Origin of the sequence: Butyrivibrio proteoclasticus (assembly GCF_900115735.1) — a bacterium.
GTDB lineage: Bacteria > Bacillota > Clostridia > Lachnospirales > Lachnospiraceae > Butyrivibrio > Butyrivibrio proteoclasticus_B.
Map to the genome: position 1 here is coordinate 42,121 of NZ_FOXO01000009.1, position 21,349 is coordinate 63,469.

Here is a 21,349-nt window from a genome sequence, read left to right on the forward strand (position 1 = left end):
ATTGTTCGAATGGAATGCTGTTATGAATGCGAGATAAAAATGAGAATAATTGATTATTACAATTATATAATGACAGCTGCATGCGTATTAACCTGCGCGGCAGCTGTTGTTATTTATAAAAAGAAGAGTGCAGGCAAAAACGCAGTAAGTGACATGTCTGATAGGATGACATATCTTCTTTTGACTATAACGATTTGCATTGCCACATTTTTAAGGCTTTTCTTATTGGGATGCGTTCCAAATGGACTCCAGCAGGATGAAGCATCAATAGGATATGAGGCATTTGCGCTTGCAAAATATGGCGTAGACAGGAATGGCTATGCATATCCGGTTCATCCTCTTGCTTTTGGAAGTGGCGGCAACAGTGAGCTTATGATCTATCTTAATATGATATCTGTAAAGCTCTTTGGGACAGGAATTGTGAAGCTTAGACTCATTCCGGCAATTTTAGGGATCGCAACAGTATTTGTTTTCTTTTTTGTGTTAAAAGAGGTCTTTTCAGCCCCTGCATTTGCCGGTAAAAAGAATACACTTTCAATTGTGGGAACAGCCTTTTTGGCAGTGTGTCCGTGGCATGTGATCCTAAGTAGATGGAGCCTTGACAGCAACATAATGCCTTTTCTTCAGATAATAGGGCTCTACACCTTCCTTGTGGCTTTGAGAAAGAAAACTGCAAAAAGCTTTGCCCTTAGTGCTGCCCTTTTGGCTATCGGCATGTATGGATACGGGGCAGGGACTATGGTAATACCCATGTTCATTGTGATTGCATGTATTTATGCATTAATAAAGGGCGCTTTGAATGTAAAAAAGTTGATTATTTCTGCTGCGGTATTTATGATCATTTTTATGCCACTGTTTTTATTTTATGCGGTTAACTATCTGGGAGTCCCGGAAATTGTAACTGATTATTTTTGTATTAATAAACTTACAGCTACAAGAAGTGGAGAGGTGTTCCTTACACTTGATTCATCACTTCCCCAAAAGCTCCTCAATAACCTGAAGGTCCTTGGGCTGGTTTTAACAGTTGGCAATGATGAAGATATGCTTTGTCATTTCTATCCGGGGTATGCAACTTTGTTTGAGTTTACCTTCCCGATAACTTTTACAGGTCTTTTTCTTGTATTTAAGGACTTTTTTGTGGGATTGAAGAAAAAGGCTGAGGATGATTCTGAATACCTATGTAATAATGCGGCTTTTGCAGCTTTTCTTATAGCAAATATTGTTTTGTCGATTGCTGTAGAAACTGATATAAGCAGAATGGTGACTTTGTTTATTCCACTTGTTTATGCTTTTGTAAGAGGCTTTGATTTTATTCTTTCAAACAGTAAGAGGCTTGCGGCTGTTCTTTTGATCATGGTATTGCTGGCAGATATATCTTTTGTGAAGGACTATTTTACTGATTTTAACAGCAAGGTAATCAGCATATTTATGCCGACTTATGGAGATGCAGTTGCAAGAGCTTATGAGATAGCAGGAGATGATAGACAGGTATATTCAACCTATGATGGGCTTTCTGCTCCTTTTATAGTGGCTCTTTATTATACTGATTATAATCCGATAGCGTTCAATGATACGGTTGAATACTATGATGATGAAGCAATGTTCAGAACTGCAAAGAGCTTTGGAAACTTCGTTTTTGCTGATATTCCTGAGAATTTTGAATCGGAAGAGTACGAGAATACAGTGTTTGTAGTATCCAGTGCTGAAGTGTCCCGATTTGAAGAAACAGGCAATTATATTGTGGAAAATATGGGCGGATATTCTGTAGCTTACAAGGAGTGAACTACCACATATAGTGCGCATTTAATGGCAGTTTATAGATAATTTATAAAGGTAAAAAAAGGATTAAATATGCCCTGAAGTACTCGAAAAAAAACTGCTTTTACATGATAATTAGTTCATCAAGAAATACTTTTTTTGATGGAGGGAATGGTCATGAAAAAGGAACTTTTTTCTGTTTTAGCGAGTCTTGGAATATCTTTACTGATTCTGTTTGGTGTTAACAAATGTGCTTTCCCTTTGAATGTAGTACATGCTGCTGAAGATTTAGAAAGTAGCATTAAAATTGAAGATGAATACATAATTCCTGACAAGTTTGACTGGTGCACATATTATGTTCTTGTGGCTACAAATAATACAGGAAAAGATGTGGAGATAGATGCGGATTTTACTGCTTACAATTCGGAAAAAAGCGTGGTTTCACTTGTGCATGATCGCGCTGACGCAGTAAAAGCCGGGCAACGTTTTATTCTTTACGGACAGTTTCTAAACAAAAATATAAAGAAAGGTGTATCCTTTGCATATTCACTTAATGCAACAGAAACTGACAACTGTACTTACAATATGGTCGATATTGATACAAGTTCAAAAGAACAATGTATTGAGGTAAGTGCAACAAATTATTCAGAAAAAGATATACAGGGAGTAGGGATTAGAACTCTTTTCACTAAAAATGGAAAAGCGGTGGCTTTTGACACGGTAAACATTGCTGATGTTGGATATATCTTCCGCGGTGGAAGTACAAACTCCCAGATCATAGGATTAAATGCATCTGATTATGATAATTATATAATCACATATATATCAGCGGGAGTTGAGAATGCACAGACATTTTAACCTGCACCTGAAATTTAAGCCTGGTCAATAAGACTGGGCTTTTTTTCATGTCATAGCAAGCATAAAAACTTCTTTTTGACTTTGTTAATCTATGTTATACTATAAGTTGGTTATATATAATTACAGAAAGTGACTTTTGTTTGGAATGGGTTCAGGCAAACCTAAAAAGGTTTACAGTAAAAGAATACGGAATCTACGACGGATGATACTTGCTTCTGTTGCTGCGGCATGTCTTGTTCCTACTTGCATATGCTTGATACTGGCCGTCAGGTATGACAGACTTCGGACAGAATATGAACAGAATAAAGCAAATCTTGAGTGGTACAGAGATAGATTTGGCAATGAAATGACTATTTTGGCTGAAAATGGTGAAGAAGTTACTGTTTTAGCCGATGGCCAAGAAGCGAGCACTTCCCAATCGGGAGAATTCGAGGCTGATTATTCGGACATATATATAAGCGGTGCGACGAATCCTGAGGATATTGAGGGAACGCGCTATGTGTATCTTACATTTGATGATGGTCCAAGTTCTTCAACGGATAAGATACTTGATATACTTGATCAGTACAATGTTAAGGCTACTTTTTTTGTCTGTGGCAAGCCGGATGAAAAATATACGGATATTTATAAACGTATTGTAGAAGACGGTCATACTTTGGGAATGCATTCATATAGTCATAAATACAGTCAGATTTATGCTTCTTTGGATTCTTTTAAGGATGACTTTGAAAAACTTAGAATTTTTTTGTATCAGACTACAGAAGTCTGGCCTGAATTTTACAGATTTCCCGGAGGGAGTTCTAACGGTGTCAGTAAGGTGGATATGCACGAGCTGATCTCTTTCCTTGATGAACAGAAGGTTACGTTTTTTGATTGGAATGTTTCGGCAGGTGATGACAAGGCCGGTGCCAACAAGGATACAGTTTATGCTAACATAGTGAATAACATTCCTAAATTTAAGCACTGTGTAGTTCTTATGCATGATGCTGCAGACAAAAAATATACAGTCGAAGCTTTGCCTGAGATAATTGAAGCAATACAGGCAATGGATGATACAGTGATAGTACCGATAACAGGGGATACGTTACCGGTTCAACATATCAAAAAATAATAATAGAAAAGTGCGAATGGAGGATATCAGGATGGGATTTTTTTCTGAGCTTAAGAGCGATCTTTCTCAGGCAGTGAACACACTGATGCCGGAAGATAAGCTTGACGAGGCAGCGGGTCTTGATAATGAAAAAGGGGCAGGAGAGTCAGCCCAAAAGGGGGATGGCTTCGAAAAAGTGGATATCGAAAGTATGCTTGATCGCATTGATGATATCAAACTTGATGAGGCTGCTGAAAATGGAAAAACTTCAGATGAAAGTACGGAGCCTGCTCCTGTACAGGCTGTGGCTGAAAAAGAGCCTGCCAGGGAAAAAGTGGCTCAGCCGGTAAAACTTTCTGAAAAAGAAGAGGAAGAACTTCTTGAGGAAAGAATTGAGGAACAGACAACAGCAGAAGTTAGTAAGCCTGCACCATTAAGTGCAATAGAAATGGTTGCGGCAGCCAATGCAAACGAGTATATAGCAGAGACAACAGTTTCTGAAAATAACACAAACAATGGGGGGAATGAAATGATGGATTTTGAACAGCAGACACCAACAGATGAAACAGCAAGTATTACAGAGGGAATGACTATTACAGGTGACTTGCAGACAACGGGATCACTTGATCTTATTGGAAAGGTTACAGGAAATATCAAGTGTCTTGGAAAACTTAATATAACAGGTGAGATCGTGGGTGACTCAGATGCAGCTGAGGTTTATGCAGAGTCAGCAAGAATTAATGGTGAAGTTAAGAGCAAGGGTAGCGTAAAAGTTGGACAGAGCACAGTTATTGTTGGTAACATTTTTGGAACAAGTGCTGTGATTGCAGGCGCTGTAAAGGGTGATATTGATGTACATGGCCCTGTAGTTTTGGATACAACAGCAATCGTAATGGGTAACATTAAATCTCAGTCAGTGCAGATCAACAATGGTGCGGTTATCGAAGGTATGTGCTCACAGGCTTATGCTGATGTTAATCCTTCAGAGTTCTTTGAAGGACTTAAGAATAGATAATAAATTTTTAAAATGGAGAAATTATGAGAATATTATTAAAGCTCAGCGGTGAAGCACTTGCTGGGGACAAAAAAACCGGTTTTGATGAGGCTACAGTAAGAAAAGTAGCACTTCAGGTTAAGGAACTTGCAGACAAAGGCGTGGAAGTTGGTATTGTTATTGGAGGAGGCAATTTCTGGAGAGGCAGAAGCAGCGAAAGTATTGACAGAGTTAAGGCTGACCAGATTGGAATGCTTGCAACAATAATGAACTGTATTTATGTTTCTGAAATTTTCAGAAGTGAAGGAATGATGACTAATATTCTTACACCTTTTGAATGTGGTTCATTTACAAAGCTCTTTTCAAAAGACAGAGCTAATAAGTACTTTGCAAAAGGTATGGTTGTATTTTTTGCAGGAGGAACCGGACATCCATATTTCTCAACTGATACAGGCGTGGTACTGCGTGCTATCGAGGTTGAAGCGGATTATATCCTTCTTGCCAAGGCAATTGACGGTGTTTATGACAGTGATCCTGCCAAGAACCCTGATGCAAAGAGATATGACACAGTTACAATCGATGAGGTTATAGCCAAGAACCTTCAGGTTGTGGATATGACTGCTTCAATTCTTGCAAGGGACAACAAGGTTGCTATGAGAGTTTTTGCTCTCCAGGAAGAAAACAGCATTGTTAAGGCTGCTGATGGCAATTTCAACGGAACAACAGTTACTGTTGACTGATATCACATTTTAAGGAGATTAAGGTATGAATGAAAAGTTAAAAGAGTATAATGACAAAATGCAGAAGTCATTCGACTTTTTGAAAGAGGATCTTGCATCTATCCGTGCAGGGAGAGCTAACCCACATGTTCTTGATAAGATCAAAGTTGATTATTACGGAACACCTACACCTATCAATCAGGTAGGTAACATTTCAGTTCCTGAGGCAAGAATCATTCAGATTGCACCTTGGGACAAGGCTCTTATTAAGGATATCGAGAAGGCACTTATGACATCAGATCTTGGAATTACTCCAAGCAATGACGGTGTTATTATCCGTCTTGTATTTCCTGAGCTTACTGAAGAAAGAAGAAAACAGCTTGCTAAGGATATCAAGAAAAAAGGCGAAGATGCCAAGGTTGCTGTTCGTAATGTTAGACGTGACGGTAATGATGCTCTTAAGAAGCTTAAGGGCTCAGAAGTATCAGAAGATGAGATAAATGATCTTAATGACGAGCTTCAGAAAATTACTGATAAATTTATCAAGGATATCGATGGAGCAGTTGAAGAAAAGAATAAAGAGATCATGACGGTATAAGTTTATGGAAGAAGAAAAGAAAATTCCCGCACATGTGGCTATAATACTTGACGGAAACGGAAGATGGGCCAAGGCAAAGGGAATGCCTAGAAATTATGGCCATATGCAGGGAGCAAAAGCTGTTGAAGATATTTTGGTTGTTGCCAGAGATATGGGAATAAAATATCTTACAGTGTATGCTTTTTCAACGGAAAATTGGAGTCGTCCTGAGGCAGAGGTTTCAGCGCTCATGACGATCCTGCGCAATTACCTGAAAACAAGTATTAAAAAATCAATGAAGAATAATGTTCGCTGTCGTGTAATCGGTGAGCGACAGGCTCTTTCTGAGGATATACAAAAGGCTATTCAGGAACTTGAAGAGGCAACAGCAGGAAATACAGGTCTTACATTTACTATTGCCATCAATTATGGCAGCAGGGATGAGATTAGACGAGCTGTAAAGAAGATTGCTCAGAAAGTTAAGGATGGTGAAGTAGATCCTGAGGAAATTACAGAGGATATGATAGGAGCAAACCTTGATACCAATTTCCTCCCGGATCCGGATCTTATGATAAGAACCTGCAATGAGCAGAGAATTTCCAATTTCCTGCTTTGGCAATGTGCATATACAGAGTTTTATTATACTCCTGTGGCTTGGCCTGATTTTGATAAGAAGCAGCTTGAACTTGCTGTTGAGTCATATGGCATGCGTAATAGAAAGTTTGGCGGACTTAAAAACTGATCAAAGTATAGGCTGGTGTAAAAATTGAAAACAAGGGTTTTGAGTGGTGTTGTAATTGGATTAGTACTTGCCGGAGTGCTTATTCCCGGTGGAATCATTCTGGCGGCGGTACTGTTTGCGATTTCTCTTATCAGCTATTTTGAGCTTACGAGGGCAACCGGAGTACATCAGGAAGATGGCAAATTTAGTATTTTGGAGATCTGTGGATATATTGCGATAATAGTTCATTATATCCAAATGCTTTTGGTAGGAACCCATAAATACTACATTTTTTCAATTATGTTTGCCTTCTTTTTAATTATGGTCTGCTATGTTGTGAACTTTCCAAAGTTCAAGTCAATGCAGGCTATGGCGGCTTTCTTTTGCTTTGTATACGCTCCGGTGAATATGTCTTTTGTATATTTGTTAAGGCTAAGGTCATATGGCAAGTATTTGGCGTGGATCCCTTTTATTGCCTGGGTGTGTGACACATGTGCATATTTTGCGGGAAGAGCATTTGGAAAACATAAGATGGCACCGATTCTTTCTCCAAAGAAGACCATCGAGGGAGCTATAGGGGGAATACTTGGATCAGTTGCAGTTGGAGCTGTTTTTGGATATCTCTTATATAGAAATGAAGTTCACAATGTGAATGTGATCTATATGCTAATGCTGATCACATTTATTGGAAGTATAATTGCTCAGCTTGGAGATTTACTTGCTTCAGGCATAAAAAGAGATCACAACATAAAAGACTATGGAAACCTGATTCCGGGACATGGCGGAATAATGGACAGGTTTGACAGTGTGATTTTTGTAATACCATGTATTTATTTTTTGGCAGTAGTTATGATTTCACATTTTTAATCAATATTCGTATAATAAGCGCTGTATTAGTGGAATACTCTAATACGGCGTATACTTTTTTAATGTAGAATGTTTCAATGCTAGGAGAAAAAATGAGAAAGATAGTTTTACTTGGAAGTACCGGTTCTATTGGAACACAGACTTTGGATGTTGTAAGGAATAACAATAAGGAGCTTGAGGTAGTTGGTCTTGCTGCAAACACCAGAGTAGAGATGGTTGAAAGACAGGTTAGAGAGTTTAAGCCCAAATATGTCTGCATGTTTGATGAAAGTGCGGCAAATGATCTGAAGCAGAGGCTTTCTGACATTGACATAGAAGTATACAGCGGTATGGAAGGATTGCTTGAAATCGTATCTGTACCTGAGGCTGACACAGTTCTTACTGCAGTAGTAGGAATGATTGGAATAAGACCTACTATCAAAGCTATAGAGAGTGGAAAAGATATTGCTCTTGCCAACAAAGAGACGCTTGTATGTGCAGGTCATATCATTATGCCGCTCGCTGCAAAGAAGGGAGTAAAGATCCTTCCTGTAGATAGTGAGCATAGCGCTATTTTCCAGTCTCTTAACGGAGAACCAAAGGACAAGGTTGAGAAAATTCTTTTAACAGCCAGTGGCGGCCCTTTCAGAGGAAAGAAAAAATCTGAACTTGAAAATATGACTGCGGCAGATGCTCTTAAACATCCTAACTGGGATATGGGACCCAAGGTTACTATTGACTCATCTTCGCTTGTAAATAAAGGATTGGAAGTCATGGAAGCCAGATGGCTGTTTGATGTGAGCCTTGATAATATTCAGGTGCTTGTTCATCCCCAGAGTATTGTTCACAGTGCTGTTCAGTATGTGGATGGAGCAGTGATCGCACAGCTTGGCGTTCCTGATATGAAACTTCCTATTCAGTATGCGCTTTTTTACCCGGACAGAAGACCTATGGCTGAAAAGAGACTTGATCTGTTTGAACTTGGAAGTTTGACTTTTGAAAAGCCTGACATAGAAACATTCAGAGGACTTAAGCTTGCTTTTGATGCAGCGTATGCGGGTGGAAGTATGCCTACAGTATTTAATGCAGCCAATGAAATGGCTGTTCGCAGATTCTTAAAGGGCGATATTCGTTATCTTGAGATTTACGACATGATCGAAGAGGCAATGGAACACCATGTGAGGGTTGAAAATCCTGATGTTGACGCAATCATTTTGACAGAAAAAGAGACCTATGAGTTTCTTGGAGGAAAATACAATATATGATAATAAGCATTATTATATTCTTCATAATCTTCGGAATACTTGTTACATCTCATGAATTCGGACACTTTATAATAGCCAAGGCAGGTGGCATCAGGGTTAATGAGTTTTTTGTTGGAATGGGGCCTACTCTTTGGAAAAAGCAAAAGGGTGAAACTCTTTACAGCATAAAGCTTTTACCGATAGGTGGAGCATGTGTATTTGATGGAATGGACCCTGTTGCAGAAGAAAATGAGACCTATGATGAGCATTCATTTTTAAATGCACCGGTTTGGCGCAGGATAGCAACTCTTTTTGCCGGACCTTTTGCAAACTTTATCATAGCGTATTTGCTTGCAGTAATTCTTGTAAGTTTTTCTGCCTGGAATTTTCCTGTTATAAATCAGCTGACTGAGGATTCTGCTGCAGCTGAGGCCGGACTTAAGGCCGGTGATAAAATCATAAGTGTCGATGGTGAAAAGGTGTATATGGCAGGAGAAGTTACATTGATATCTCAGTTTGCTGAAGGTTCACCTATGGATATTGTCTACGAGAGAGATGGTGTAAAACACGAGACTACTCTTGTTCCAAAGTACAGTGAAGAAGCCGGAAGATACTATATGGGCGTTTATCTTGGAGAATATGGAGAGATTAAAGGAGCTGCAGCTCTTAAATATGCCTGGTATGAGGTGCGTTATTACTTTAAGACCACATACAGAAGTCTTGCACTTTTAGTAAAGGGCAGACTTTCAGCAGATGATGTATCAGGGCCTGTTGGAATGGTTAAGATTGTTGATGATGCTTATGAGGAGGTCAAGCCTTATGGAATCTCAGCTGTGATACTTACCATGATGTCTCTGACAGTTCTTTTGTCTGTCAATCTGGGAGTTATGAATCTTTTGCCACTTCCTGCTCTTGATGGTGGAAGACTGGTGTTCCAATTCATTGAAGTTATCTTTGGAAAACCGGTACCTCCTGAAAAAGAGGGATTTGTGCACATGATTGGTATGGTTGCACTTTTAGGGCTTATGGTATTTGTGCTTTTCAATGATATAACAAAGTTTACAAGGTAAAGAGAGGAAAACTATGGCATATAGAGATAATACAAAGGTTGTACATATAGGAGACAGAGTAATCGGCGGAGGGAACCCTATTCTTATTCAGTCTATGACCAATACAAGGACAGAGGATGTCGAGGGAACAGTTGCTCAGATAAAAAGACTTGAAGAAGCGGGCTGTGATATCATTAGATGCACAGTCCCTAATATTGAAGCTGCAAAGGCTCTTGGAGAAATAAAGAAGCAGATACATATTCCACTTGTGGCAGATATCCACTTTGATTATAAGATGGCTATAGCTGCTATGGAAAATGGTGCTGACAAGATTAGGATCAATCCCGGAAATATTGGATCAAAGGATAGAATCGCAGCGGTGGTATCCTGTGCAAAAGAGAGAAATATTCCTATTCGTGTGGGAGTTAACAGCGGATCTCTTGAGAAGAATCTTGTTGAGAAGTACCATGGTGTAACTGCTGAAGGTCTTGTTGAAAGTGCAATTGATAAGGTTGGTATCATTGAGGACCTTGGGTACGACAATATGGTAGTCAGCATTAAGTCATCTAATGTTATGCTGTGCGTAAAGGCACATGAATTATTGGCAAAGCAGTGTAAATATCCTCTTCACGTAGGAATAACAGAAGCGGGAACAGTTTACGGTGGCAACATTAAGTCTTCTGTAGGACTTGGAATTATCTTAAATGAAGGCATTGGTGATACAATCAGAGTTTCTCTTTCAGGTGATCCTGTTGAAGAGATAAAGACAGCCAAGATGATCCTAAGAACTCTCGATATCAGAAAGGGAGGAATTGAAGTTGTCTCATGTCCAACTTGTGGAAGAACAAGGATTGATCTCATTGGTCTTGCCAATCAGGTAGAGACAATGGTTCAGAAGTATCCTCTTGATATCAAGGTTGCAGTTATGGGGTGTGCAGTAAATGGCCCTGGAGAAGCTAAAGAAGCAGATATCGGGATTGCAGGCGGAGATGGAGAAGGCCTTCTTATAAAGCACGGCGAAATCATCAAAAAAGTCCCTGAAGATCAGTTGCTTGCTGTTCTTAAGGAAGAACTTGACGCTTGGCCTTCTAATGACTGATAAGCAATATATAGTCTGGTTCGAACGTGTTCTGGCGAGGTAGTTTTATTTAGGAGTTTTTAATGGGAAAGAAGTTTTTTGAGGTTTTTCCTGGCCTTAAGCTTGATGACCGAACTCAGGAGATTATGGAACAAACTGAGGTTGTTAAGGTCTCAACCACAAGAAAACAGGATTTTATAAGAATATATATATCAAGTAATGCTCTTATTGATAAGGCTGATATTTACAAAACTGAAACCGGTATAAAAAAGCAGTTATTTAACGGACAGGATCTTACTATCAAAATCTATGAGAAGTTTAGCCTGTCTGCTCAATATACACCACAGAATCTATTTGATATTTACAGAGAGAGTATAGAGATGGAATTAAAAGACTATGATCATATGGAGTATAGTCTTTTTCGTGCTGCCAATTTTGAGTATCCGGATGACGGAAATGTGATCATTCAGCTTGAAAACAGCGTAGTTGGCAAAAAGAAGGCACCTGATCTTATTAGGGTTTTATCAAAAATTGTAAATGAGAGATGTGGATTGTCTGTAGCTATTTCGCCTGAATTTGTAGATATAGAGAAAGAGACAAAAGAGCCGGATTATACTGATGAGTCAGTTAAAATGGCCAAGAAGCTTGAGGATTTTGAACAGAAATCTGAAGAAAAGAAAAAGCAGGCTGCTGAGAAGAAAGCAGAAAAGGCTGTTGAAGAAAAAGCTCAGAAAAATGAGGAACCTCAAAAGAGCGCAGCGGAAGGGACAAAAGCTGGATTTTCAAAAGGCAAGTGGACGCCAAAGAGAGACTTTGGCGGTAGCTACAAGCGAAGTGACAATCCTGATGTTGTATTCGGCCGAGATTTTGATGATGAGACAATGAAACTTTCAGATCTTATCGGTGAACTTGGTGAAGTTACAGTTCATGGTAAGGTGACAGCATATGACCAAAGAGATATCAGAAATGAAAAGAGCATCATGATATTTGATATTACTGACTTTACTGATTCTATTACGGTTAAGATGTTCGTAAAAACAGAGGATGTTCCTGATATTACAAAGGATATTAAACCAGGGGCTTTCCTTAAGATCAAAGGTATTGCTGCTGTTGATAAATTTGACCATGAGCTGTCTCTTCAGTCTATAGTCGGTGTAAAAAAGATCCCTGATTTTACTACAAAGAGAGTAGACAGGGCGGAAGTAAAAAGAGTAGAGCTTCACTGCCATACCAAGATGAGCGATATGGATGGTGTTTCTGAAGTTAAGGATATAGTTAAACAGGCTTACAAATGGGGAATGCCGGGTATTGCCATAACAGACCATGGTGTTGTTCAGGCCCTTACAGATGCCAATCACGTTTGGGAAGACCTCTTTAATGATGAGAAAAAGAGAAGAAAAGAAGCCGGAGAGCCACCTATCGAGAGACAGGATTTCTTTAAACTGATTCTGGGAGTAGAGGCGTATCTTGTTGATGACCTTAAGGAAATTGTTGTAAATGATAAGGGGCAGCCACTGCGAGATACAACCTTTGTTGTGTTTGATATTGAGACCACAGGTTTTTCTCCTATTAAAAATAAGATTATTGAAATCGGTGCCGTGAAGGTAAGAAATGGGGAGATAATTGAGAGATTTTCTGAGTTTATAAATCCTCAGGTGCCAATTCCATATAGAATTGAGAAACTTACAAGTATCACTGATGAGATGGTAATGGATGCTCCTACAAGGGAAGTTATTATTCCTAAGTTTGTAGAGTTCTGTAAAGATGCAGTTTTAGTAGGACATAACGTTGGATTTGATATAAGCTTTATAAATCAGAACTGCCTTGAACTTGGCATTCCTGCGGATTATACGACTGTTGATACTTTATGGTTATCAAGATATTTCTTTCCGCTTCAGGCTAAACATACACTTGATGCTGTTGCCAAGACTTTGGGAGTTGTGCTTGAGCATCACCACAGAGCGGTAGATGATGCTGAATGTACTGCACTTATTTTTAACAAGTTCCTTCCAATGCTTGAGGAACAAAAGGCAGTAACACTTACTGATGTAAATGTTCTTGGAAAGCCAACCAAGGAAATGATAAGACATCTTCGTCCTAATCATTGTATTATTCTTGCCAAGAATACTTTGGGAAGAGTTAATCTCTATACCCTTATTAGTGAGTCCCATATTGATTATTTCAGAAGATTTCCGCTTATTCCAAAGAGCGAACTTATGAAACACAGGGAAGGCCTTATAGTAGGAAGTGCCTGCTGTGCCGGTGAACTTTACGGAGCAGTTGTAGAAGGAAGACCACCAGAAGAAATAGCAAGAATTGTTGATTTTTATGATTATCTTGAGATTCAGCCTGTGGGTAACAACCACTTCATGGTGGATTCAGAACGATATGAAGATGTAAATAGTGATGACGATATAAGAGAGCTTAACAAAGAAATAGTTAAGCTTGGTGAGCAGTTCAACAAACCTGTTGTTGCTACCTGTGACGCTCATTTCTTAAATCCTGAGGATGAGATATACAGAACAATCATCATGGCCGGAAAAGGTATGAATGATGAAGAGCCTGCACCTCTTTTCCTTAGGACAACTGACGAGATGATGGAGGAATTTGATTATCTTGGCGGTGATAAGGCAAAAGAAATTGTTATAGATAATACCAGAAAAATCCTTGATATGTGCGAGAGCATATCGCCTGTGCGACCTGATAAGTGTCCCCCTGTCATTGAAAACAGTGATGAGATCCTTACTAAGATCTGTTACGACAAGGCTCATGAAATTTATGGAGAAAACCTTCCTGAAATAGTTCAGGAGCGACTTGAGAGAGAGCTTAACTCAATTATAAAGAATGGTTTCGCGGTTATGTATATCATCGCCCAGAAGCTTGTTTGGAAGTCCAATGAAGACGGATATCTGGTTGGATCGAGAGGATCTGTAGGTTCCTCTTTTGTCGCATTTACATCAGGTATCACAGAAGTTAATTCACTTAGCCCGCACTATGTGTGCCCTAAGTGTAAATACAGTGACTTTGATTCCGAGGAAGTACTTAAGTATGGCGGTAATTCAGGTTGTGATATGCCTGATAAAAGATGCCCTAAGTGTGGAGCTATGATGAACAAGGATGGATTTGATATTCCTTTCGAGACATTCCTTGGATTTAAGGGTGATAAGGAGCCTGATATTGACCTTAACTTCTCTGGTGAGTATCAGTCTAAAGCTCATAAGTATACCGAAGTCATTTTTGGTTATGGACAGACTTTCAGAGCTGGAACAATAGCTTCTCTTGCAGATAAGACGGCTTATGGTTTTGTTAAAAAGTATTTCGACGGAATTGGTGCCAGCAAGAGAAAATGTGAGATTAACAGAATTGTTCAGGGGTGTACCGGTATAAGACGAGGAACAGGTCAGCATCCTGGTGGAATCATAGTTTTGCCTGTTGGTGAAGATATTAACTCTTTCTGTCCTGTACAGCATCCGGCCAATGATATGACAACAGCAACCATAACGACTCATTATGATTATCACTCTATTGACCACAACCTGTTAAAACTTGATATTCTCGGACATGATGATCCTACTATGATTAGATTCCTGCAGGATTGTACAGGGCTTGACCCTAAGACTGTACCACTTGATGATAAGAATGTTATGAGCCTTTTCATGAACACTACTGCTCTTAATATCACGCCTGATCAGATCGGCGGAACAAAGCTTGGATGCTTGGGACTTCCTGAGTTTGGTACAGATTTTGCTATGCAGATGGTTATTGATGCAGGACCATCATCATTGTCCCACCTTATAAGAATTTCTGGTCTGTCGCATGGTACTGACGTTTGGCTTGGCAATGCGCAGACTCTTATCCAGGAAGGTAAGGCGACAATTGATACCTGCATCTGTTGTCGAGATGATATTATGATTTATCTGATCCAAAAGGGACTTGATAAATCAGAATCCTTTAAAATCATGGAAGCTGTTCGTAAAGGAAAAGTTGCAAAAGGAAAAGAAAGCAACTGGGCAGACTGGAAGAAAGATATGACAGATCACGGCGTTCCTGACTGGTATATCTGGTCTTGTGAAAAGATTAAGTACATGTTCCCTAAGGCCCATGCCGCAGCTTACGTTATGATGGCTTGGAGAATTGCATATTTCAAAGTATATGTTCCGCAGGCTTTTTATGCTGCCTGGTTTAGTATCAGAGCAAAGGCCTTTAACTATGAGCACATGTGTCAGGGTGAAAATCACTTGAGGGCTATCATGCGTGAGTACAATAATAAGAAGGATGAGCTCACAAATGCACAGCAGGCAGAGTATGGCGATATGAGACTTGTAGAGGAAATGTATGAGCGTGGAATTGAGTTCCTTCCTATAGATATTTTTAAAGTTAAGTCCAGGGATTTTCAGGTCATCGGAGATAAGATAATGCCTGCGCTTACAAGTATCGATGGTATGGGTGAGAAAGCTGCTGATCAGATAGTTGAAGCAGCAAAAGATGGACCATTTTTATCTAAGGATGACTTTAAGGCAAGAACAAAGTGCCCTCAGACAGTACTTGAAAAGATGGCTGATATGGGACTTTTGGGAGATATACCTGATTCCAATCAGATCAGTATTTTTGACCTGATGAAGGGATGATTACAAAAGTGTTATTTAATAGTCATTTAACTGTAATAAAAATAAATTATTATAGTAGAAAATGACTAGGAGGAGAAAAATAATGGAAACAAATGACAATGTGGAAAAGAAGGGCAATATGTTTGCCAGGATCATGTTTGGAGCTTTTCTGGTTCTGATCTTTTTGGTAAAAAGAGTTGATGTTGCGGCTATAGGTCCGGAGGATACTTCTATAGGGCTTTCTCATATCAATGGCTTTATTCATGAGTTCTTTGGAATTAACATGGTGTGGTATAAACTCACAGAGCTTTTTGGAGTTCTTGCAATTTTAGTTGTTGCTGTTTTTGCGTGCCTTGGAGTGATACAGCTTATTAAGAGAAAAAGTATTGTTAAGGTTGATAAAGAAATTCTCTGCCTTGGAGGACTCTATGCAGTTGTACTTGTCACATATGCTTTTTTTGAAAAAGTTATTGTGAACTACAGACCTATAATTGAAGAAGGAGCTGAGCATGTTGAGGCTTCTTTTCCTTCTTCACATACAATGCTCATCGTTACAATATTTGGGACATTAATGTATGTTCTTCCTAAGTATATAAAGAATGAAAATGTCGTTAAGATATGCAAGATAGTATGTCTGGTGATAGTAGCACTGACTGTTGTAGGAAGACTTGTTTGCGGTGTCCACTGGTTTACTGATATTTTGGGTGGGTGTTTGATAAGTCTTTGCTATATTAGCCTTTTCTCTAATGTTTATAACAGGTTGTAATAAATAAATAGTTTAAAAAAGCCGGGATCGTTTAAGAGATTCCGGCTTTTTAAAATTAATAAAAAGTTAATTGAAATATCGTATAAATATAGTTTTTTTTTGATAGAGTTATATGTAGAGGGTCTGTGTTTTTGGGAATATATATTAGGAGGTAACAAAATGTGGAACAAAGTGTTATCCTGTGGAATAGTTATATCAATGATATTAAGTATTTGCACGGGATGTGGAAAGCAAATTGATAATTCCGAAGATGTAGGTCAGGCTGCAGATAGCGCATCAGGTTCGGCTGTTGAAGCAAATACTGAAAATTCAGTAAGTGGTATTAACTGGCCAACCACACTTACCAATTCTGTGCATAACAGTGCAGCACCTGATTGGATTGAGTATAATCAGTTGATTTTTAATATAAAAAATACCACGGATTATAAAGAGCGAGAGGCAATGATGCATCGGGCTGAAGACATATTAATGTCAACAGGGGCTGTTGTTCCACTGTATTATTATAATGATCCTTATCTTCAGAAGGCATCAATTGATGGAATTTATTCTTCATTGTTTGGTACAAAATACTTTATGTATGCAAAAGGATGTACTGACAATATCTTAAGAGTAAGTCTTTCGTCTGATCCGACTTATCTTGATCCTGCGCTTAATTCCTCTGTGGACGGCGCATGTCTTGTGGCTAACACTTTTGCGGGTCTTTACACCTATAATGCTGATGGTGAGTGCATTCCTGCGCTTGCAGATGAAGCTAACCCATATGAGGTATCGGAAGACGGGCTTAACTATACTTTCCATTTAAAAAAGGATCTGAAGTGGTCTGATGGTTCACCTTTAACAGCATCTGATTTTGTATATTCCTGGAATAGAGCAGTTACACCTTCCGTTAATGCTGATTATGCGTACATGTTCAGTAACTTTGCAGGGTATGATGATGGAAAAGTCAAGGCAAAGGCAGTTGACGATACAACACTGACCTTCACTTTAACATCACCTTGTGCATATATTCTTGATCTTATGGCATTTCCGATTTTCTTTCCTGTGCATCAGCCTTCAGTAGAAGCTGCAGATCCTGACGGAGTTAATCCGGGAGCCTGGGCGGAACATGTGGGATTTGTGGCAAGTGGTGCGTTTACACTACAGTCGTGGGAGCCCGGAAACAGAATGGTCTATGTGAAAAATCCGTACTTTTATGATGCCGAGAATGTATCGGTAGATGAACTTGTTTTTGTTCTTACATCGGATGAAGAAGTGATTTTTAGTCAATACAAAAATGGAGAAATTGATTTTGCAGATTCTGTTCCTACGGATGAAATTGCCGGCTTTATTGCATCTTCAGATCCGGAATTTCATATTGATCCGAACCTTGGAACATACTACTTTGCTTTTAATGTAAACAGTCATTTGTTTGACGGAAAGACATCAATGCAGGCTTCAGCCATGAGAAGGGCAATAGGACTTTTGGTTGACAGAAGCTATATCGTAGAAAAAATCGGCCAGACAGGACAGACTATAGCAACTTCGTTCATACCTGAAGGAATGCTTGACGGTAATGGAGGAGTGTTTAAAGCAAATGACGATAGCTATTCATTCCCTGATTCTTCATCTACAGGCTATTATCCGGCAGAGAAAACAGATGCAACAATTCAGGAGGCAAAAGCACTTTTAGAAGAAGCAGGTTATACCTTTGATTCAGAAGGAAAGCTTTCGCAGGATACGCCCATAGCATTTGAATTTCTGACTAATGACAGTCAATCTCATGTTCTGGTGGCAGAAGCCATAAAAAGAGATCTTGCTGAAATTGGAATCGAGATGACAATAGTAAAGCAGGAGTGGAATACCTTCCTTCAAAACCGCAAGGATGGCAACTATGATGTTGCCAGAGAGGGGTGGCTTGCAGATTTCAATGATCCCGTAAACATGCTTGAAATGTTTATTACTGACTCAGGTAATAATGATCCTCAGTTTGGCAGAGAGCCATATGTAGAAGAAGAGTAAGGAGGGGACACTGTAATGTTAAGAAAAATGAACCTGCTATCCAAGATGCTTTTGGGAATAATACCGGCTGTTGCACTGGCACTGATTATTGTAACTGCAGTCAGCGTTAACAAATCATCGGATGCTATAGAAACATTGACCGAGCAAAAAGCTGAAGAATCTATTATGGCAAATGTCAGTGATATCAATGCAACACTTATGACACTCAGGTCAACGGCAACAACTCTTGCCAATACAGTTGGCGGAACATACAGCTCCACAGATCTTGATGTATATCAGGCAATTTTTAAAAAAGCTGTTTTGTCAAATGACGTTATATCAGGATCAGGAATATGGTTTAAACAGGGCGTATACGAGCACAAGACGTATGCTGGGCCTTACTGGTACAGAGATGGAGATACAATTACATACACTGATGAGTATTCAAATGCTGATTATGACTACTTTAACCAGGAATACTACACAGTGGCAGTTTCTCTTTCCGAGGGAGAGTCAAACATAACAAATCCGTATTATGATCCTTCAAGCAGTAAAGTAATGGCAACGTGCTCTGCTCCGATATATGATGTGGCTGGCTACTATTCGGGATGCATTACTGTAGATATATATCTTGATTCGATTCAAAGCATGGTATCAGGTATTTCACTTGGCAAAAATTCAGCTCCGATACTATTGGATTCTAATGGAGTGTATCTGTATGATGTTGATCCTGAAAAAATTTCTACGGGATTAAATATAGCAAATGACAGCAATACAACGCTTGCCGCTGCCAGCGCAAAGATAATGTCTGAAGATAGTGGAGTTACATCTTTTATCCAAAATGGAGAGAAGTATCTTTTATTCTACGGTACTGTACCTGATGTGGGATGGAAGCTGGCTGTTACGCTTCAGGAGAAAGAAATGAATGCAAGTGTAATTGCCATAAGGTCATTTTTGATTCTTATATGCGTTATAGCACTTGTGGTTTGCGGAGCTATAATAATCGGCCTTGCGTTCTCAATAGTAAAGAGTGTAAACAATGTAAAGGCTTTTGCTGGGAATCTGGCACAGGGAGACTTTACAATTGAACGTATATCTTCTAAAAGTGATGATGAGTTGGGGCAGATGTCGCAATCTCTCAATAACATGTATGAGAGCAATAAATCCGTTATCACACAGGTTTCAGAAGAATCCGAAAGAATTGGCGATGCATCATCCAATCTTGGAAATATGGCTGAACAGTTAAGTAATGATTTCCAGATGATAAGAAGTAATATGACAGGCGTAAATGATGCAATGATGAGCGCTTCTGCAGCAACAGAGGAAGTAAATGCTTCCATAGAAGAAGTTAATGCGTCTGTACAGATGCTCTCTGCTCAGGCTGATGAAACCAGAACACAGGCTGACGATATTCAGAAAAAGGCTGCAGATATTGAAGCAAAATCAAGAATGGCAAGTGAACATGCAACTGCTATAGCTTCTGAAAGAGAAAGAGATGTAGAAGAAGCCAATGAGCAGGCAGAGGTTGTTAAAGAAATAGGTTCCCTTGCTGATTCTATAGCAGAGATAGCAGATCAGATCAATCTTTTGTCATTGAATGCGTCTATTGAGGCTGCAAGGGCTGGCGAACATGGTAAGGGATTTGCGGTAGTGGCATCGGAAATCAACAAGTTGGCAGGTGATACAGCGGAGGCTGTAGGCCAGATTCAGGGAACAGTAGAGAATGTTCAGGCTGCATTTGAAAATCTTTTAAATGCTACCAATGAGCTTTTGAAGTTCCTTAATGAAACAGTTAAGTCTGACTATGATAATTTTGTAAACGTTGCTAGGGAATATGGCAGCGATGCAGAATCTTTTGGGCAGCAGTCGGGATCAATTGCTGAAATGGTCAATACTATACGTGGTGCTATGAATGAAGTCAGCTCGGCAATTCAAAATATTACCGAGTCGACACAGGATACTGCTTCAAGAAGTTCAGAAATAACAGATACGGTAAATACGGTTTCAGGTGTTGTTGATAATGTGTCAGATATGTCTGTGCGTCAGCAGGAAATATCCAGAAGTCTCTCAAGCGTTGTAGGAAAGTTCAAACTTAGATAATGTATATAGCCTAAAAGAGAGTCAGGCGAAAATTCTGACTCTTTTTTAGCGCTTTTAAGCTGTCACTGATGATAAATTGTGCTTGAATTAATAAAAGAAAGCTGATATATTTTCATTGTTTTGTTTTTGTGTGAAATGGGTTTTGTTTTTAGAAAAGGGTTTTAATGAATAACAAGGATGTTACGGTTGAGTATCTGCTTGAGAATCCTCAGAATATAAAGTTTGCGTTTCAACCGATTATTAAACTGGAAGACAATTCAATATATGGCTACGAAGCTCTTATGAGACCTGAACCATATACACCTGTTGAGTTTATAAAAGCTGTAGCTGAGATGGATAAGCTTTATCTGATAGAAGAGATTACCAACTATTACGGAGTTAAGCATTTCATGGAGGCAGGACTTGAAGGAATGCTCTTTATGAATTCTTTTCCATCGGTATGTATGAGGATTGAACAGACTAAACAGGTAGCAGCACTTGGCGGTGATACCATGAGAAATCGCCTTGTTTATGAAATGCTTGAATATACCAAGCTTGAAAAATATGCCTGGGAGATGAAAAAAGTTGCTTTTTCTATTGAAGGAGCAACTCCGCTTGTGGCTATAGATGATTTTGGAACCGGCAGCAACATAGACAAGGAGTGTCTTGATTTTTACAGACCTGATCTTGTTAAGATCGATAGGAAATTTGTATCCGGTGTGGATAAGGATTTTACCAAGCAGCATAACGTAAAAGAAATTATTGAGGAACTTAAGGCAAGAGATATAATTATTCTTGCAGAAGGAATTGAGACTCAGGAAGAATATAATTTCTTTAAGAGAATGAAAATTGACCTTGCTCAAGGGTACTTTTTAGGTGAACCTAAGATTTATTAATCTTAGGTTCTTTTGTAAATAATTTCAAATATTATAAATTGAGGAGAAAAGCAGATGTCAACTACCACGCACCTAAAGGTACGTGGCTTG

At 39.1% G+C, this 21,349-nt stretch carries 16 protein-coding genes; all 16 read left to right on the forward strand.

Annotated elements, in window-relative coordinates; translation table 11 throughout:
- Positions 1-39: 39 nt before the first annotated feature.
- The 16 genes from BM146_RS07240 (at position 40) to BM146_RS07315 (ending at position 21,259) form a co-directional block, all read left to right on the forward strand.
- Positions 40-1,782, forward strand: a complete 1,743-nt coding sequence (locus BM146_RS07240; RefSeq protein ID WP_177201613.1) for an ArnT family glycosyltransferase — start codon at positions 40-42, stop codon at positions 1,780-1,782.
- A 153-nt stretch (positions 1,783-1,935) separates the two neighbouring features.
- Entirely contained in the window at positions 1,936-2,616 is a 681-nt protein-coding gene (locus BM146_RS07245) for a hypothetical protein (protein ID WP_074886570.1), read from the forward strand.
- Positions 2,617-2,818: 202 nt separating this feature from the next.
- Positions 2,819-3,727, forward strand: coding sequence for a polysaccharide deacetylase family protein (locus tag BM146_RS07250; RefSeq protein WP_207649907.1), 909 nt, complete (start codon positions 2,819-2,821; stop codon positions 3,725-3,727).
- 31 nt (positions 3,728-3,758) lie between these two features.
- On the forward strand, positions 3,759-4,721 hold the full coding sequence (locus BM146_RS07255) for a polymer-forming cytoskeletal protein (protein ID WP_074886573.1): 963 nt from the start codon (positions 3,759-3,761) through the stop codon (positions 4,719-4,721).
- Between the two features lie 23 nt (positions 4,722-4,744).
- On the forward strand, positions 4,745-5,440 hold the full coding sequence (pyrH, locus tag BM146_RS07260) for a UMP kinase (protein WP_022775554.1): 696 nt from the start codon (positions 4,745-4,747) through the stop codon (positions 5,438-5,440).
- A 25-nt stretch (positions 5,441-5,465) separates the two neighbouring features.
- Positions 5,466-6,017, forward strand: coding sequence for a ribosome recycling factor (gene frr, locus BM146_RS07265; RefSeq protein ID WP_074886576.1), 552 nt, complete (start codon positions 5,466-5,468; stop codon positions 6,015-6,017).
- A gap of 4 nt (positions 6,018-6,021) precedes the next feature.
- The gene (locus BM146_RS07270; RefSeq protein ID WP_074886579.1) at positions 6,022-6,738 is read left to right on the forward strand and encodes an isoprenyl transferase; all 717 of its coding nucleotides are present in this window, start codon (positions 6,022-6,024) and stop codon (positions 6,736-6,738) included.
- Between the two features lie 39 nt (positions 6,739-6,777).
- A complete protein-coding gene (locus BM146_RS07275; RefSeq protein ID WP_242949360.1) occupies positions 6,778-7,584 on the forward strand; it encodes a phosphatidate cytidylyltransferase in 807 nt (268 codons plus the stop codon).
- Positions 7,585-7,676: 92 nt separating this feature from the next.
- Positions 7,677-8,828 (forward strand): 1-deoxy-D-xylulose-5-phosphate reductoisomerase, encoded by a 1,152-nt coding sequence (locus tag BM146_RS07280; RefSeq protein ID WP_074886585.1) that lies wholly within the window; start codon positions 7,677-7,679, stop codon positions 8,826-8,828.
- The gene (rseP, locus tag BM146_RS07285; protein ID WP_083413445.1) at positions 8,825-9,877 is read left to right on the forward strand and encodes an RIP metalloprotease RseP; all 1,053 of its coding nucleotides are present in this window, start codon (positions 8,825-8,827) and stop codon (positions 9,875-9,877) included. The genes BM146_RS07280 and rseP overlap by 4 nt, the downstream gene beginning before the upstream one ends.
- A 13-nt stretch (positions 9,878-9,890) precedes the next feature.
- Positions 9,891-10,955: a flavodoxin-dependent (E)-4-hydroxy-3-methylbut-2-enyl-diphosphate synthase gene (gene ispG, locus BM146_RS07290; RefSeq protein WP_074886588.1), complete on the forward strand. Its 1,065-nt coding sequence runs from the start codon at positions 9,891-9,893 to the stop codon at positions 10,953-10,955.
- Between the two features lie 62 nt (positions 10,956-11,017).
- Positions 11,018-15,562, forward strand: coding sequence for a PolC-type DNA polymerase III (locus tag BM146_RS07295; protein ID WP_074886591.1), 4,545 nt, complete (start codon positions 11,018-11,020; stop codon positions 15,560-15,562).
- Positions 15,563-15,644: 82 nt separating this feature from the next.
- Positions 15,645-16,307, forward strand: coding sequence for a phosphatase PAP2 family protein (locus BM146_RS07300; RefSeq protein WP_177201614.1), 663 nt, complete (start codon positions 15,645-15,647; stop codon positions 16,305-16,307).
- Between the two features lie 159 nt (positions 16,308-16,466).
- Positions 16,467-18,305 carry a peptide ABC transporter substrate-binding protein gene (locus BM146_RS07305; protein ID WP_074886594.1) on the forward strand — a complete coding sequence of 613 codons (1,839 nt, stop codon included), beginning with the start codon at positions 16,467-16,469 and terminating at the stop codon, positions 18,303-18,305.
- 15 nt (positions 18,306-18,320) lie between these two features.
- Positions 18,321-20,384 carry a methyl-accepting chemotaxis protein gene (locus BM146_RS07310; protein WP_074886597.1) on the forward strand — a complete coding sequence of 688 codons (2,064 nt, stop codon included), beginning with the start codon at positions 18,321-18,323 and terminating at the stop codon, positions 20,382-20,384.
- Positions 20,385-20,548: 164 nt separating this feature from the next.
- Positions 20,549-21,259: an EAL domain-containing protein gene (locus BM146_RS07315; protein WP_074886600.1), complete on the forward strand. Its 711-nt coding sequence runs from the start codon at positions 20,549-20,551 to the stop codon at positions 21,257-21,259.
- Positions 21,260-21,349: the final 90 nt, after the last annotated feature.

Excerpts from the sequence above, each read along its gene's own strand:
- ispG (WP_074886588.1), top strand. The coding sequence starts at position 9,891 with ATGGCATATAGAGATAATACAAAGGTTGTACATATAGGAGACAGAGTA.
- pyrH (WP_022775554.1), top strand. The coding sequence starts at position 4,745 with ATGAGAATATTATTAAAGCTCAGCGGTGAAGCACTTGCTGGGGACAAA.
- BM146_RS07270 (WP_074886579.1), top strand. The coding sequence starts at position 6,022 with ATGGAAGAAGAAAAGAAAATTCCCGCACATGTGGCTATAATACTTGAC.
- BM146_RS07245 (WP_074886570.1), top strand. The coding sequence starts at position 1,936 with ATGAAAAAGGAACTTTTTTCTGTTTTAGCGAGTCTTGGAATATCTTTA.
- rseP (WP_083413445.1), top strand. The coding sequence starts at position 8,825 with ATGATAATAAGCATTATTATATTCTTCATAATCTTCGGAATACTTGTT.
- BM146_RS07295 (WP_074886591.1), top strand. The coding sequence starts at position 11,018 with ATGGGAAAGAAGTTTTTTGAGGTTTTTCCTGGCCTTAAGCTTGATGAC.
- BM146_RS07315 (WP_074886600.1), top strand. The coding sequence starts at position 20,549 with ATGAATAACAAGGATGTTACGGTTGAGTATCTGCTTGAGAATCCTCAG.
- BM146_RS07250 (WP_207649907.1), top strand. The coding sequence starts at position 2,819 with ATGATACTTGCTTCTGTTGCTGCGGCATGTCTTGTTCCTACTTGCATA.
- frr (WP_074886576.1), top strand. The coding sequence starts at position 5,466 with ATGAATGAAAAGTTAAAAGAGTATAATGACAAAATGCAGAAGTCATTC.
- BM146_RS07280 (WP_074886585.1), top strand. The coding sequence starts at position 7,677 with ATGAGAAAGATAGTTTTACTTGGAAGTACCGGTTCTATTGGAACACAG.
- BM146_RS07305 (WP_074886594.1), top strand. The coding sequence starts at position 16,467 with ATGTGGAACAAAGTGTTATCCTGTGGAATAGTTATATCAATGATATTA.
- BM146_RS07240 (WP_177201613.1), top strand. The coding sequence starts at position 40 with ATGAGAATAATTGATTATTACAATTATATAATGACAGCTGCATGCGTA.
- BM146_RS07300 (WP_177201614.1), top strand. The coding sequence starts at position 15,645 with ATGGAAACAAATGACAATGTGGAAAAGAAGGGCAATATGTTTGCCAGG.
- BM146_RS07255 (WP_074886573.1), top strand. The coding sequence starts at position 3,759 with ATGGGATTTTTTTCTGAGCTTAAGAGCGATCTTTCTCAGGCAGTGAAC.
- BM146_RS07310 (WP_074886597.1), top strand. The coding sequence starts at position 18,321 with ATGTTAAGAAAAATGAACCTGCTATCCAAGATGCTTTTGGGAATAATA.